Origin of the sequence: Sporosarcina sp. 6E9, from assembly GCF_017921835.1 — a bacterium.
In the GTDB taxonomy this organism is placed as follows: domain Bacteria; phylum Bacillota; class Bacilli; order Bacillales_A; family Planococcaceae; genus Sporosarcina.
On record NZ_JAGEMN010000003.1, the window covers coordinates 186,113 to 200,154 of the forward strand.

Sequence of the window (14,042 nt, forward strand, 5' to 3'; positions counted from 1 at the left end):
ATATTATATTGATTACTCTATACGCAACAACACACCTACACGAACGTACATTCTTTTCGCCATTAAAAAGGCAGTTCCATTATCACGGTATAGGAACTGCCTTTTACTGTTTACTCTAGGGTTGTCTGTTGCTAAGTAGTCCTCAAGTGTTATATGTTTTTTCAATAAGTTGATTTACAATATCAAGTACCTTCTCATTGTTAATTTGCCTTGTATAGGTAACGTTGATTCCTTTTCTTCGCAACACATCATCTATATCTTCTAATTTTGATTGCCCACCATACTCATCATTGCCTCCTACTTCTTTAACCATATCAAAGAGTTTATTAGCAGCTTCTATTTTATGATCCTCTATACCTCTAAGATCTTGCTTTTTATTTACTCCTTTACTCTCGACAACTAAGTTAATTGTAGGATTTCCTTCTTTATCTTTTATTACATACATAAAGTCCGGGCTATACGTGCTTCCATCAATGAAAGGTATTTGCATGGTGCGTTTGGGGATCTTCCCATATACCTCAACACTACTGATATTCTCGCTGATATTATCTTCTTCAATTTTAGAGTCGAATAAAATAGTGTCATACAAGTAATTGTCCAATGGTGTCCCTTTTCTTTCATTTATACCGAGATAAGCGGAAGTCTTTACGTAATCCCTTGGATTACCATTTTCTTCAGTTAATTCTGTAGGATGTACTGTCGTGTTTGGTAATTTCTTATATGAATAAATTTTCAGCAATTCATCATAAATCCGCTGTTTGAAATAAATAGTCATGCTTCTCACCGTATCCTTTGTAAAGAAGGCATTTTCTATCTTTTTCATTTTAGATGCTCTTACTATCCCTGCATGAATTAAAGGAATAGAAACATTTGTGTTCTCAGCAACGGCTTTTAAAAATGTTCCATAAAGTAAAGTATCATCATATGAGCTATCAATTGAATCTAGCGTCACATTAAATATTAGCTCTCCTTGCACCATTTCTGATGTTTCCCTTTTGGTTCGTCTAACTGTTTTGTTTATCAAGTCCTCTGTAATTACATCTGAGAGAGTACTAGTGAGTACTTCATCACTAATTGTGTCGAAATGTAAATAATACTTTTCATTTAACTGCTCCCACAAATCTTTTAGTTTCCAATAATTCCCCTTGCGAATAGCAACCTTTTTCTTTGTATCAACATTTCGATCACGCACTCTATTTTTATCAAGTTTATTAAATATCTCCGGGTAATCATTAATAAACTCTTGTAGCTTGTCCATTTTTATTTCTCTATCAAATGAAATAAATCCTTTACCCATAAGGTCTATAAGAACCTCTTCTTTACTAACTCCTTTATCTGTAGCAATCTTTTCAATTTGTTCAGAAGTAAGAGACATTTGATCAAAGGATATTTCACCGTAAATTTCACCTTCTAGCTTTTTCACAAAGTCTTTTTCAGTAAAGTCTACTATATAATTTAGCGTAAAGGTTTCATTTTCGATTCTATTTCCAGTTTCATCTACAGGCAGACGTAGCCCACGTCCTATTTCTTGCAATTTACTATTATCACTTCCACTAGAACGTAACTTGGCAATCGTAAAGATATTCGGATTATCCCATCCTTCTTTTAATGTCCACTTCGAGAAAATGAATCGTGTTGTGTTTGCTTTACCATTCTCATCTACTAGACTCAAGAGTTTTTCTTTATCGAATAGGATTGTGTTTACTTCTTTCTCAATTTCTTCTTCAGTTGACACATTATCTTGCGAAAAGTATCCAGCATGCGTTTCATTAATATTCGAAAGGGATTCTTCAAGATACTCTCGATATTCTGATTCAAAAATATTACATTCTCCAATTTCTTTCTCTAGCATTCGCTTCAATTCTTCTTCAAATATATTCTTTAAATAAGGCTCTTTAATGTCATTATCCCGATACGAATGAATATCATCAATAAAGAACAAAGCTAAAGTCTTGATCTTGAATTTTCGTTTGAAGTTCTCCCGTTCTGTTTCAAAATGCCTCTTTAAAGCTAGCCGTATGGATTCTCTCACATAAGAGGTTGCAAACACATCCGCAAAAAATACATCTCCTGTGAACTTTTCTTCTCCATTACTTAAATTAATCTTAGTAGCCAAAATGCTGTCTATCGTAATACCTGAAAGTTTCGGGGATAGTAGACTCAACGAATCATGTACTTTCAAATCTTTTGTTGTTTTGACTGTTTGATTTTTCTCATTAAGGGCTGTTTTTTGAAAGCGAACAAACTCTCCTCTTTTCATTTTTAAGATTTTATATACTTCTTCTTCATAATCGGGACTTTCAACGTGCTCTTTGGCTATACCTTTAATAAGGTTTTGTTCGAATGCTTTATGAATATTTAAGTCATATATTAAGTTTTGATAATCTTTTACTTCAACTCTATTTCTCCCTCTCCCTACGAACGCACTAGGAAAGGTCGCACCAAAGCGTACAATCATTTGCGGCTTTACCTGATCTTCAATAAATTTGAACGTTGCATTGTCACGGCTAAAACGGTGTGGCTCGTCCATGATCATAATAGGTCTTGTAGCGGAAATAGCATCTATCGGCCTGTAATAACCTTCTATGTGGGAATCGTAGTCATCTCGTACCAAAACCCCGTTTTTGCTCTCCCTTAAATGCTGCATATTTACTAGTAACACTTCTATCGTGTTTCTCTGAAAATTAGATGATGTGACAAAGTCACGAATGGTATTTGGTACATATTTCTTTGAGCCTTTTTTTGTTCTAATACTTTCTACTGTTCTTAGCTTTATTTCTGTATTGTAGCCACAAATATTTTTAAAATGATTGATGTTGCTTTGGCCCTTCATAAAGTTTGCTGTTCCAGCTTTAATAGCCAATGAAGGAACCGCAACAATAAACTTTTTGAACCCGTATAATTTATTTAGTTCATAAATAGTCTTTGTATAAACATAAGTTTTTCCTGTACCTGTCTCCATTTTTATATCAATATTCAAGTAATCCGTTTCAACTTGACTGACTCCCTGCATATTAGAAGGTAGATCAGCCTGCAAACGTTTTATGTTTGAATTTATATAAGGACTCTTTATATCAATGATAGGATTTTCAATACTTTTCATGGGTTTTTGTATACCGACATTTGAGAAAATCGAACAAAGTCTCTCAATCGGAATCGTTTGATGTTCTAAATTTCTTTTTAAAATTAAATCCAACTTTGTTCACCTCAATATCGTTTAATCAATGAAACTTCAATATTTTTCTCTTCATTTCTTAGCTGCTTTAAATTGGTTTCTAGTTGAGTCAAAATATTAAAATCAACAAAATTGTAACCATATACGACAATATTTGTTGGATTGAAATTTTTATCCTCAACTAATTGCGACAATAAAGTATCAATATGCTGTTGTAATAAACCTTTATCTAGTAGATAGAGATAATCGTCCACATAATAGCCAATATACCCACCTAGATCGACTTCCTTGACTGACGGGATAAGACCATGCCCATCTTGGTTTAACCAAGTCGTCAGGATTGTCTCTTTATCGAATTCAACCTCTAATTCAGATGCTAATAGGTTTGGATCAAAATCACTTAATTTGTCTATGATATTTTCATCCAATGTTTTCGCATAGAAGTGCTTAAAGCCGTAATCAATATCTGACTGTGTCTCTTCTTTAATTTGGTTGGCAGCACGGATTATTCTTTCTCTACCAATTTCATCAATTGTTTTAAAACCCGCTTTTCCTGCTACTGAATCTTTGCTCACAGATTCATCTAGTTGTACAAGGATGAATTTCCGTCTACCTCCATCCTCCGCATTTTGTTTCAAAATCGCATGTGCAGTAGTTGCAGATCCTGAGAAGAAATCTAAAACAATATCGTCATCCTTAGTCCCCGCTTCTACAAATCTGCTAATTAATTCTACTGCTTTTGGGAAGGAAAACACCTTTTCTCCAAAAAGTTTTTCAACTTCTCCAGTTCCACGTCTGCTAGAAATGGCGGTGTCAGTATGCAATGAACGAATCGTTTTTCCAGTAAGCCTTGTTTTTTGAACTATCCTATACTCACCAGAACCAGTAATATATCCTACTATTTCTTGGTTCAACCCTTCTTCTGCTTTCGGTTTACCCCATCTCCAAACCCTTTGAATACCGTCTTTTCTTGAAACAACAGGATAAACTTCTATCCAACCTTCCTTATTTACCAAGGATATTTCATAAAAATCATTATCCAATTTTTTATTTGGATTTAAATAAAATGGATAATAAAGATTAGGACGTGTTTGAGGATTAAAAGCAACATTTCCATTATATAGCGGGTATATGTTGAACTCTCCCAACTCGTCTCTGTATTTAAATTCTTTGTCTTTTTCCGTTAGTTCATAAGTTTCTGTATCCAAGCTAGACTTAGAATAAAACAGGGCATATTCGTGCATATTCGCTATATGCCCGTAATCAATAGCACTAGGTGAGGAATTGATAATAAACATTCCCAGTTCATTTTCTTCACCAAAGATGTCATCACATAGCATTTTTAGTTGTGCTTGTTCATTGTCATCAATTGATATAATGATTACGCCGCTGTCTTCCAATAACTCCCTGGCAATAAACAACCTTGGATACATGAATGTTAGCCAAGCACTATGAGAAGACGAATCTGAGGATGTCATGCTTATGATACGCTCAGCTTCCTTCTCCTCAATATCCAAAGCATCTTGAAGTTTCTCCTTTGTAAATTTAAAGTTGTCACTGTAGACAAAATCATCGCCACCTGTGTTGTAAGGTGGATCAATGTAGATCATTTTCACCTTATTCGTATATGACTTCCTTAAATGTTTCAGAACATCTAAATTATCGCCAGTAATATAGATGTTTTCCGACTTACTATTTTCTGTCTTAGAATTATGCTCTATATCAGGGACCAAAACTGTCTCGGTGTCAATAGAATCTGCAATGAATTTGGCATAGTTTTTCCCGAGAAAATTCAGCTCGTAACCTTCTGTTGAAAAGTCTATATCTTGGTTGATCTCCTTTTTGAACTTCTCAATATCAAAGTAACCTCCTGTGAAACAATTAGGGAAGTTCTCCTTCAATACAGCAATTTTCTTATCATTTAGCATACCTTTTCTGTTATTATCAAGTGTATCTTTGATCATTATTATTCCTCCGCTATACTTAGGCTTTAGTTTGTTTCAATCTCCCGTTTGATAGAGTAAATAGTGTTTCTTGATAAACCTGTTTTACGATGAATGTCCATTACACTTACATTTTCACCTAAACATCTAACCACTTCATTATAAATAACTCTATCCTTACCTTCGGCATCTTTATGGTACCTCTTTTTACCACCTAGAAATTTCCCATGTTTCTTTGCGATTTCGATTCCTTCTCTTTGAGCGATTCTGATACGTGTTCTTTCCTCCTCTACCATCCATGACAATAGAGTAAGAACTAGATCAGACACTAACTGCCCTACACCCTCTAATTCTTTATACTTTCGTGTGTCCAAAATTGGCATATTTAGTACAACTATATCAATTTCTGCTTCAATAAGGGCTTCCCATTCGTCCTTTATTTCCTGTTTATTTCTGCCAAATCTACTTAAATCATGTACTACCAATACATCACCAAATCGCATTTTCGAACGCATTTCTCTGTATACTGGTCGCTCAAAATTCTTTCCAGATTGTTTCTCCTGATATATTCGGTCACAGCCATACTCTTTTAAATCTTGTAATTGCCTTGATAGATTTTGGTTTTTGGAGCTAACTCTTGCATATCCAAAAATCAAATGTCTCACCTCTATGTATTGAACAAGTCTATTTGAACAAATCTATGTACCTATAATACTATACTCTTATCTGTTTGCACAGGGTGTACTTAATCTGAACAAATGTATTTTTGCTTAATTGTTAGACAAACTCCCTAACCTTTTTCTCGAATGTTTTAAACCTCCTATTTAGTTATGTACAACACTCTATTAAACTGCCAACTTTAAATATAAAAGACCCCACCATATTGGTAAGATCACTAATCGTTCGTTCCTTCCCATCAATACCCATGACAGGGAGCAGGGATGCCCCGTTTTCCTTATGCAATTACTATCCAGCGTTCTAAGACCGACAGTGGCCACGAAGCAACTCCCTGCAACATACCAAAACCTACTTTCAGGAAATGATGAATGGAGCTTTCAAATGCTATTTCACACAGTATGCAAGGGGTAAACAATATCACAACTTTCAATATATCTACTTATAAAAAAGTTCAAATGCTTGTCATTATCAGAATACCTATATATATATATGTTACATAGACCGTAAGAAATTGGTCAACCATCAGTGGAAGAGGAGAACCATTCCCAAAGAAGGTATCATGTTCTCCCATATTTCCGCTTGGGAGAATGAACCACATGATGCTCCCAACACGCCTGACGAGTATCTAGTAGTAACCAGAGCAACATCCAGGCGAGAGGAAACACTGAATATCAAATTACGATATTCGTACATTAGAAGAGGACTTTAAATTTGTGGCTCAATACATAAAAAGCGGAAAAGAATACAAAACAATAAATTTACCCAGACAAGTGCATTGAGTTTGCACTTTTTTTCGTTGTACATTGATTAAAGATATATACATTATTGGATTTCACAATATTCTCGGGCCTACTCTGATTAAACAAATAGTTCAAAGGAGCACAGCCGTTAGTGAGGTTGGCATTGTTTAATCAATGTATAACAAGTTCCCAGACAAGTGATTTTCAACATTAAAAAAACTACTGAAAAGGATAATTTCTGTTTCCCAATACAGTAGTTTCTTTGTAATTCTTTAATTTTTCTGGAGTTCCAATGTTTCTTTGATTATAACCATTTGAATATAACTTTGAACATCTTTTGTTTCCCAACACATTCCTAACGACAACAAGCGTACACGGAAATTGAGTTCTGGATTTCGCTTATAATTTTCTATTCGCCAAATATAGCTACTGCTACAAGAAACAAGATTGGCAGTATCTTGTAAAGAAAGATTGTTTTTCAAACGAAATTCACGAATTAGACCTCCAAAATCCTCCACTGCTTTTGCTACCTTAACATTAACCACTTTTTCTCTATCTTGAAGCATTTCTATCTCCATCCTTAACTTAATGGCCATTCGGCACATTTCCTATTTTTTGATTCTATATATTGTAGACAACACAATCTGTTTAATAACTTGCTCGAACAATAATTGTATAAACCATTGGAATAAACACTTTAAATATATCTATTATAAAAGAGATATAAAAATGAAGGAGTGATGCTGATGAATACAGAGGATTTCATGAATTTGTCAATGATTGACAAGGTGGAAATCGTTAATCAAATGTTGGCAAATGAAAAGGAGAATCATCTAAAAGAAGTGGCTCAGAAATTAAACTTGTCATACTCAACCTTTACAAAAATAATGAGAGACCAAGGAAATTACCAGTTCAACCAAACAAGTAAGAGTTACGAAAAGCTGATGATTCTGAGGGAGTACAAAGAGTATCTCCGTACGAAAACAAATAAAGGTGCACAGAATGAATCTATTCAGTTTTTGGAAGATCATTTGGAGGAAATAAAGACACTATTAGATGTACATGCCAATAATTTAGTTTTGGCCCCAGAAGTGTATGATCCATCCTGTAAAACCATTAACAAGTCATTCCAGGTAAACGAAGAAATATACAATCAATTTTCAGAAATATGCTCAAACAAGTTTCCCCATTTGCGTCAAAGAGATCTCGTTAGTCAATGTCTATTGAGCTTTGTAAAAAAGTACGAAAAGACCCATTCTGATTAATTTCAGCGGGTCTTTTCGCTTAACTACGCCTCAATACCTAACCGCCTACAAAACCGTCGTGCGAATAATATCGTATCTCAATATCATTATCAATAATTTCTTTATTATAAGCTGCTACTAGTGTTTGCAACATTTTGTTCCTTCCTACAGAATTGTCCGTGTGCATATAAATCTTATTAGCTGGTCTTAACTTATGTTTGCAAACGTATTTAACTAGATCATATCCGGTCAACAATTGGTTCCCATTAGCATCTTCACCAAGGTCGTAACCTAAAGATAAGTAATGAACTTTATTATTCCTCATAATATAAATTGCTTCCTCTACAGTTCTCGCCAGGACAAACCCCCTAGGACAGTCCCGTAATCCATCAAGATAAAGATTAATCCAACCATGCTCTTTTAATAAAACCAGAATATCAGATTGAATATTTTCAAACCAACCATTATAAGCACGATCAATACACAATGAATTTATTATGGCACCATTATCCAACAACAGCTTCGTGATATTAACATAACCATGGAAACAGGAGAGTGAAAGGGCAGAACTTCCAAGGTAATGATTATGATTTACATCCGCACCTCGATCGATTAGTATTTGGCAGAACTCTATTTTATTCTTGTACACTGCCCACCACAATAAACTTGAGCCATAATTCACCTCATCTACTCTATGACTTTTCAAGTATTCTTCCAAACCATCTACATCATTGTTTTGCAACAGGTTAATATATTCCATTATTAACATTCTCCAGTTCTTTAAATAGTTAGGTACACCACACTTTAAGTAAGCCAATTATGATTTTCCATTCATTAATCACTATTCACATCATCTAAATAGGTTAAGCAAACCAAACGGACCGTTTCTTATGAGTTGTAAGCCCTCAACAAATCCCTCATTTCTTAAACGAATCCTCTCGGTTATATTAAATTCAGTGACTTTACCAAAAACCACTTTCTACTTTTCCGATGATGTTTCATGTGATGTTACCGGGATAGGCATTTCTGTATCCTTAAAAGTTCGTGTATGTTTTTTTGTTTTAGTCATTTAATCACCACCATCTCCTGGGCTTTTTCCTTCCTCTACAAATCCTCTCATTTTCTGCGTACAGTCTTTTTTCTGCATTCGATGGGCCAGATTTAGCTAAGGGGAGATTTAAACTTCTCGTTATTTTTTCGTTATCCCTCCGTAATTTTTTCGAACTGGTGGATGGAGTAATTATCGGTACTCCAACACTTACCCTTTTAACTTTTATTTTATTGCAATCGTCATTTGCATTCGTGACTACTCCCTCGATTAATGAGCAATCACTTCCGCCCCTTTCCGTTTTAGTTTGAACATAGGTAACTTTCACTTTAAAATCCTGACCAGTTAATTCTCTGAGAACATCGATAAAATGATGCTTGTATCTCTCTGTGATCCACTCTACTGCAAACTCGCTTGTTGCATTAATGATGATCACCCTACCCTCTAGCAACTCACCCGTCACAGGAGCAAGCCAGGCATCGTACAAAGGCCTTCCGATACGCTCTTGCACCTTATGACTAAGAACAGCCCAGACGTCTCGTAGGTCATCCCTGACTGACTTATTCACTTCATTCACCCCCTCTCTTGTTTGATATAACAAACTGACTCTTCTGAGCATCTCACTTTTCCCACTGACTATAGGCAATAAAAAAAACACTTGCAGTCCCCCCTCGAGGACGCAAGTGTTTCTTTTTCTAGTTAATATATTTATTAATATGGACATCATTTCATCCATCCTTTTTAAACAAATTAATTTAATAAGTATTAAGTAAGTGTTTCCATGCCTAAGCCTATGTTAATGAAGGTTAACACATTACTTTTAATGATAATAATTTTGCTCCTAAAATGATCTCTTTCGACCTTAATAGTATCATTGATTTCACAAATAGTATATAAATAATAAATTCTCTACTAGTCTATTTAGTGAGGAAATCAACTAGATTGTAAACCTAGCTTCGGGCTTACACTCAGCTTGAAAAGTCATTACCTCAAAAAAGAATACATGCCTAATCAAAAATTGATCAAGCACGGTTTCTTCTTCACTAACTTCTCTCGAAAACCTTCTATTTACCAAGGGAAATCATTCAGTGGATTCCTCAAAACATCTGGTGCTTTGGGATAATTTTTGGGGATCGGAATGGGGTTTATATTTTCTTGCTTGAGTAATGCCATTCGGCTTTTATATGTGCCAGGTGACATCTTTTTTAGTGGGGTATCAATGGTGTGGGCACTGATATTTTTGAGGAAATCAATGAGTTTTATTTTGTTATTCATGGATAAGGAGGAGTTTTTCAACACGTCTCTTGCTGCGTCAATCTTATGGTAATCACCAACATGATATATTTGTAACATATACTTGCGAAAATATTCCCTGTAGACATCCCTTTGCATGTATGCACCTAGTTGTCTTGGCCGTGGAAACTTATCATTTTTATTGGCCATGTAGTATAGATGATCTCTTCTTACACTGACCTCGAAACGAATTACATCCTTTTCATAGTCTTCAACTTTTTCGCCATTTTCTTTTCTTTCCTCTTCTTTTAAATAGACCATACTTGTTATTGATTTGGAAGAATGATAAACGGTGGTTTTGTAAGGAACATAGACATCATCCACTATTTTACCAAGATACCTCTTTTGAAACCGATATGATTTCGTCAGTTTTTTATACAAGTGCATCAACAACATTCGCTTATTTTCATCTGCGATTTTGACATCATATCTATAATCAATCCTATGCAGTATATGATCTTTGTAATGGGCAGTGTGTCCAACAACCTCATAGAGTATATACTTTAACTCCCTCTCAATTGTTACATAGTCTGCATCGATTATATCTGGCTTCCCCAGGAGCTTAATAGCGTCGATCACCATATATAGCCTCCACTTTCCATCTTTACAATAAATTAAAGACATTGATACACCTGGTAACCTACCATCAAAATGTTGGTTTAACTGCTCATAGTTAATATTTAACCTCCTTTGTAAATCTGACACCTCTTCGTGATGAAGCACAAAAAACAGCTTAAATGTATGAATCACTTTATCTCCTCCGTTGACTTGGGTAACAACAAACCCTTTAAGGTTGTAGGTTTCCCTCTTATTTTCTGCCCCCAACCCGACTATATTTATTTACTTCTTACCAATCTTTTATGATTGCAAAAGTCTTTTATTTATCGAGTTGTTAGACATGCCCCCATCATACTTTTACTAATCCTTAAATATAAACTGATTTTTGTTTAAGTACGTTCGAGGACTTTTTTCAGGGTTAGCCATCATTTCATCTTGTTCCAATCCATAGTTTTCATTTTTAAACCTACTCAACTTTCAACATAAATTTACTAATAAAATAATGAAAAGGTAGTGGTTTAAAATATTTTTTGAAGCTAGAACAAAGTTTCCTAGACAAAAGTTAGGCCTCACTATTAAACTTTAATTAGTAAAGAGTGTTTTCATCTTTACATGTGGATACCTCTTTTAGCCTCTTCAACAAAAAAAGACAGCCATTTGGCTATCTCCCTCACAAACAATGTTTCTAAATCCAATCCTATTTACCTAAACCCCAATATAAACATCATTTCTCAAAACAATGAGCCCTTTCCAGTGAGGTAACTAAAGGGATAGAAGTAGGTTTCAACTTTTTATAGGGGTAGAACAAAACTAACTGGACAGAAGTCAAAGTTCTATACTAAACTTTAATTAGCAAGGAATCTTATTGACATCCCCCATCATAAAACTTTTTACTTTCCTCGAAAAGATCACATTATCCCCACCGAAAATCTCTTAAATAAAAAACACCATACAAAAATCGAAGAAGGCTTTAGGAACTTTGGACGGGTCTCAATTTGAATCCAATACACACAAACAACTAGGAGGAAACGAAATGAACAAATTAGAAACAATAACGAGAAACACAATGACAATAGGTGAAGCTACTGAATATTTAGGATTGTCAAATGAACATCAAAAGGGAAGGGATATTATGACTGGACACTTTCAGAAGCGAGGTAAAGACTCATATTTACTGGTCTATCCGATGGGATACAACCTAAATGGAAAAAAAGTCCGTAAAACAAAAACAGTTAAAGCTAAAAATCAAACTGAAGCAAAAAAGGCATTTGTTGCATTTATGAAGGAAATTGAGACGGGATCATATGCAACCCCTTCACATATAAAGGACATAAACAACAAGGAGGAAACGAAATGAACAAATTAGGATCAATAAAAAGAAGTACGATGACTGTTAGTGAAGCCGCTGAATATTTAGGGTTATCAAATGATACAATCTATAAATTGTGCCGAGAGGAAGGGATTGCTCACTTTCGAGTAGGCACGAGAATTCTTTTTAAGAAAGAAAAACTGGATGAGTGGGTAGATAATATAATGATTTCCGGTACTGAAAACAACTACGCAATCTGAAACCTCACTTGAATCACCACTTAAACCTCCTACAGCACAGACCCCTTGGAAACAATTCCAAATGCAAATCAAGCCACCAACTACACAATCAAAACACCACTGTTATAAAAAAACAATTCAATAATAGCATATGATGTTACAAAAAAATGGGATGCTCATATTTTGGGCATACAATCAAAAGGATGAGATATTATGGCTGGGCACATTCAGAAACGTGGCAAGGATTCATACTTATTGGTTTATCCAATGGGATACGACCAAAATGGAAAAAGAATCCGGAAAACCAAAACAGTTAAAGCTAAAAATCAGACAGAGGCGAAAAAGCAACTTGCTGCATTTGTAACAGAAGTTGAGACAGGATCTTATGTTGCTCCTTCACATACACGTTTTGCTGATTACGTAAAATTGTGGAGAAAAGATGCAGCAAAGAAGGTAGCACCAAAGACCATCGAAACATACGATTATGTGTTAAATAAACGAATCGTTGTCGCTTTAGGACATTTCAAAATGGAGGACATTTCACACGTTCACATTACTGATCTAATTGAGTCATTGGCCAGTAACGGACTGTCGAGTGCTACTATCCAAAAACACTATAATGTCCTGTCTAGCATCTTTAAACTTGCTGTAAGGAATGAAATGATTCAGAAGAACCCAATGGAGAAAGTCGATAAACCATCTGTCACATATAAGGCAGGAAATGTGTACAATTCAGATGAGTTAAGGCAACTGTTCCAGATTCTGAATGAGGAGGAAAACAAACAAATGGCTCTCATGATTAAAATGGCATTAAAAACAGGTATGAGAAAAGGAGAATTACTTGCTTTGCAATGGGATGATATTGATTTCGATAAGAATACAATTCATGTCCGCCATTCATTAAGTTATACAAAGTTAAATGGCTATCAATTAAAAGAACCAAAAACGAAAAAATCCATCAGAAAAGTGGCCCCACCTTCACAGCTAATGGATGAATTAAAAAGTCATAAACAGATTAAAAAAACAGATAGAAATAATGCAGTAGAATTATGGGATGGCGGAAATCACTTCTTTGTATTTAGTACAGACCTTGGAAAACCCTTTTTCCCGGGCGTGCCAAATACATGGTTAACAAGATTTTTCAAACGGACAGGCCTTAAAAGGATACGTTTTCACGATCTACGTCACACGGCCGCAACTGACTTAATTAACAAAGGAGCAAATATTCATTCAATCTCTAATAGACTTGGACATTCTAACATCGGAACCACAATGAACATATATGGCCACTACCTCGAAGAGGCAGACCAAAAGATTGCCGCCATGTTGGAAGACGATTATATTTAACAAAACAAAAATCAGAAAACAGAGTACTGAACTAAAACGATTAAGACTGCAAAATATAACTTTGCAGTCTTTTTTATATTTCTTCTTTGAAACCTAATTTGGAGGTGGATAATTCTATTCCTTTTATAAGTAAAAGGAAGAAATAAACTACTCGTGGGATGCAAAGTTTAATTTGGGCAACAATTGGGCAACAAAACATGTTACTTAGTAATAATTTTAAACAAAAAAAAACGCCTAATCCCTTGTGGGACAAGCATTCGTTCTGGAGCTTCCAACCGGAGTCGAACCGGTGACCTCTTCCTTACCATGGAAGCACTCTACCTACTGAGCTATGGAAGCATATGGCTCCGCAGGTAGGATTCGAACCTACGACCGATCGGTTAACAGCCGATTGCTCTACCACTGAGCTACTGCGGAATAATTATTATTAATTTATCAACAAAACCTATTATAACAAAGTAAAAATAA

Annotated in this window: 12 protein-coding genes and 2 tRNA genes; 4 read left to right on the forward strand and 10 right to left on the reverse strand. The window is 35.0% G+C overall.

The features are described 5' to 3' along the window. Nucleotides 1–12 precede the first annotated feature (12 nt). The 5 genes from J4G36_RS13980 to J4G36_RS14000 all read right to left on the reverse strand — a co-directional run bounded on the left by J4G36_RS13980 (nucleotide 13) and on the right by J4G36_RS14000 (nucleotide 7,114). Entirely contained in the window at nucleotides 13–165 is a 153-nt protein-coding gene (locus tag J4G36_RS13980; protein WP_210471009.1) for a hypothetical protein, read from the reverse strand. After that, nucleotides 143–3,196 carry a type III restriction-modification system endonuclease gene (locus tag J4G36_RS13985; protein WP_210471010.1) on the reverse strand — a complete coding sequence of 1,018 codons (3,054 nt, stop codon included), beginning with the start codon at nucleotides 3,194–3,196 and terminating at the stop codon, nucleotides 143–145. Before J4G36_RS13985 ends, J4G36_RS13980 begins: the two co-directional genes overlap by 23 nt. Before the next feature lie 11 nt (nucleotides 3,197–3,207). Beyond that, on the reverse strand, nucleotides 3,208–5,139 hold the full coding sequence (locus J4G36_RS13990) for a site-specific DNA-methyltransferase (RefSeq protein ID WP_210471011.1): 1,932 nt from the start codon (nucleotides 5,137–5,139) through the stop codon (nucleotides 3,208–3,210). Between the two features lie 26 nt (nucleotides 5,140–5,165). Continuing rightward, nucleotides 5,166–5,774, reverse strand: coding sequence for a recombinase family protein (locus J4G36_RS13995; RefSeq protein WP_210471012.1), 609 nt, complete (start codon nucleotides 5,772–5,774; stop codon nucleotides 5,166–5,168). Nucleotides 5,775–6,808: 1,034 nt separating this feature from the next. Beyond that, complete coding sequence (locus J4G36_RS14000) at nucleotides 6,809–7,114, reverse strand: helix-turn-helix domain-containing protein (RefSeq protein ID WP_210471013.1); 306 nt, start codon at nucleotides 7,112–7,114, stop codon at nucleotides 6,809–6,811. Between the two features lie 168 nt (nucleotides 7,115–7,282). Between J4G36_RS14000 and J4G36_RS14005 the strand changes: the two genes are divergently transcribed. Beyond that, complete coding sequence (locus J4G36_RS14005; protein ID WP_210471014.1) at nucleotides 7,283–7,801, forward strand: hypothetical protein; 519 nt, start codon at nucleotides 7,283–7,285, stop codon at nucleotides 7,799–7,801. A gap of 37 nt (nucleotides 7,802–7,838) precedes the next feature. On the opposite strand, the gene J4G36_RS18870 is transcribed toward J4G36_RS14005, so the two are convergent. The 3 genes from J4G36_RS18870 to J4G36_RS14020 form a co-directional block, all read right to left on the reverse strand. Next, a complete protein-coding gene (locus tag J4G36_RS18870) occupies nucleotides 7,839–8,540 on the reverse strand; it encodes a cyclic-phosphate processing receiver domain-containing protein (protein ID WP_210471015.1) in 702 nt (233 codons plus the stop codon). Between the two features lie 313 nt (nucleotides 8,541–8,853). Further along, complete coding sequence (locus J4G36_RS14015; protein WP_210471016.1) at nucleotides 8,854–9,396, reverse strand: DnaA N-terminal domain-containing protein; 543 nt, start codon at nucleotides 9,394–9,396, stop codon at nucleotides 8,854–8,856. 500 nt (nucleotides 9,397–9,896) lie between these two features. Beyond that, complete coding sequence (locus J4G36_RS14020; RefSeq protein WP_246880620.1) at nucleotides 9,897–10,946, reverse strand: hypothetical protein; 1,050 nt, start codon at nucleotides 10,944–10,946, stop codon at nucleotides 9,897–9,899. Between the two features lie 766 nt (nucleotides 10,947–11,712). Between J4G36_RS14020 and J4G36_RS14025 the strand changes: the two genes are divergently transcribed. The 3 genes from J4G36_RS14025 to J4G36_RS14035 all read left to right on the forward strand — a co-directional run bounded on the left by J4G36_RS14025 (nucleotide 11,713) and on the right by J4G36_RS14035 (nucleotide 13,574). Further along, nucleotides 11,713–12,036, forward strand: coding sequence for a hypothetical protein (locus J4G36_RS14025; RefSeq protein ID WP_210471017.1), 324 nt, complete (start codon nucleotides 11,713–11,715; stop codon nucleotides 12,034–12,036). Continuing rightward, on the forward strand, nucleotides 12,033–12,248 hold the full coding sequence (locus tag J4G36_RS14030) for a helix-turn-helix domain-containing protein (RefSeq protein ID WP_246880621.1): 216 nt from the start codon (nucleotides 12,033–12,035) through the stop codon (nucleotides 12,246–12,248). The genes J4G36_RS14025 and J4G36_RS14030 overlap by 4 nt, the downstream gene beginning before the upstream one ends. A gap of 192 nt (nucleotides 12,249–12,440) precedes the next feature. After that, the gene (locus J4G36_RS14035) at nucleotides 12,441–13,574 is read left to right on the forward strand and encodes a tyrosine-type recombinase/integrase (RefSeq protein WP_210471018.1); all 1,134 of its coding nucleotides are present in this window, start codon (nucleotides 12,441–12,443) and stop codon (nucleotides 13,572–13,574) included. A gap of 263 nt (nucleotides 13,575–13,837) precedes the next feature. On the opposite strand, the gene J4G36_RS14040 is transcribed toward J4G36_RS14035, so the two are convergent. Continuing rightward, nucleotides 13,838–13,913, reverse strand: a tRNA-Thr gene (locus J4G36_RS14040). 3 nt (nucleotides 13,914–13,916) lie between these two features. Further along, a tRNA-Asn gene (locus J4G36_RS14045) sits at nucleotides 13,917–13,991 on the reverse strand. Between the last annotated feature and the right edge of the window lie 51 nt (nucleotides 13,992–14,042).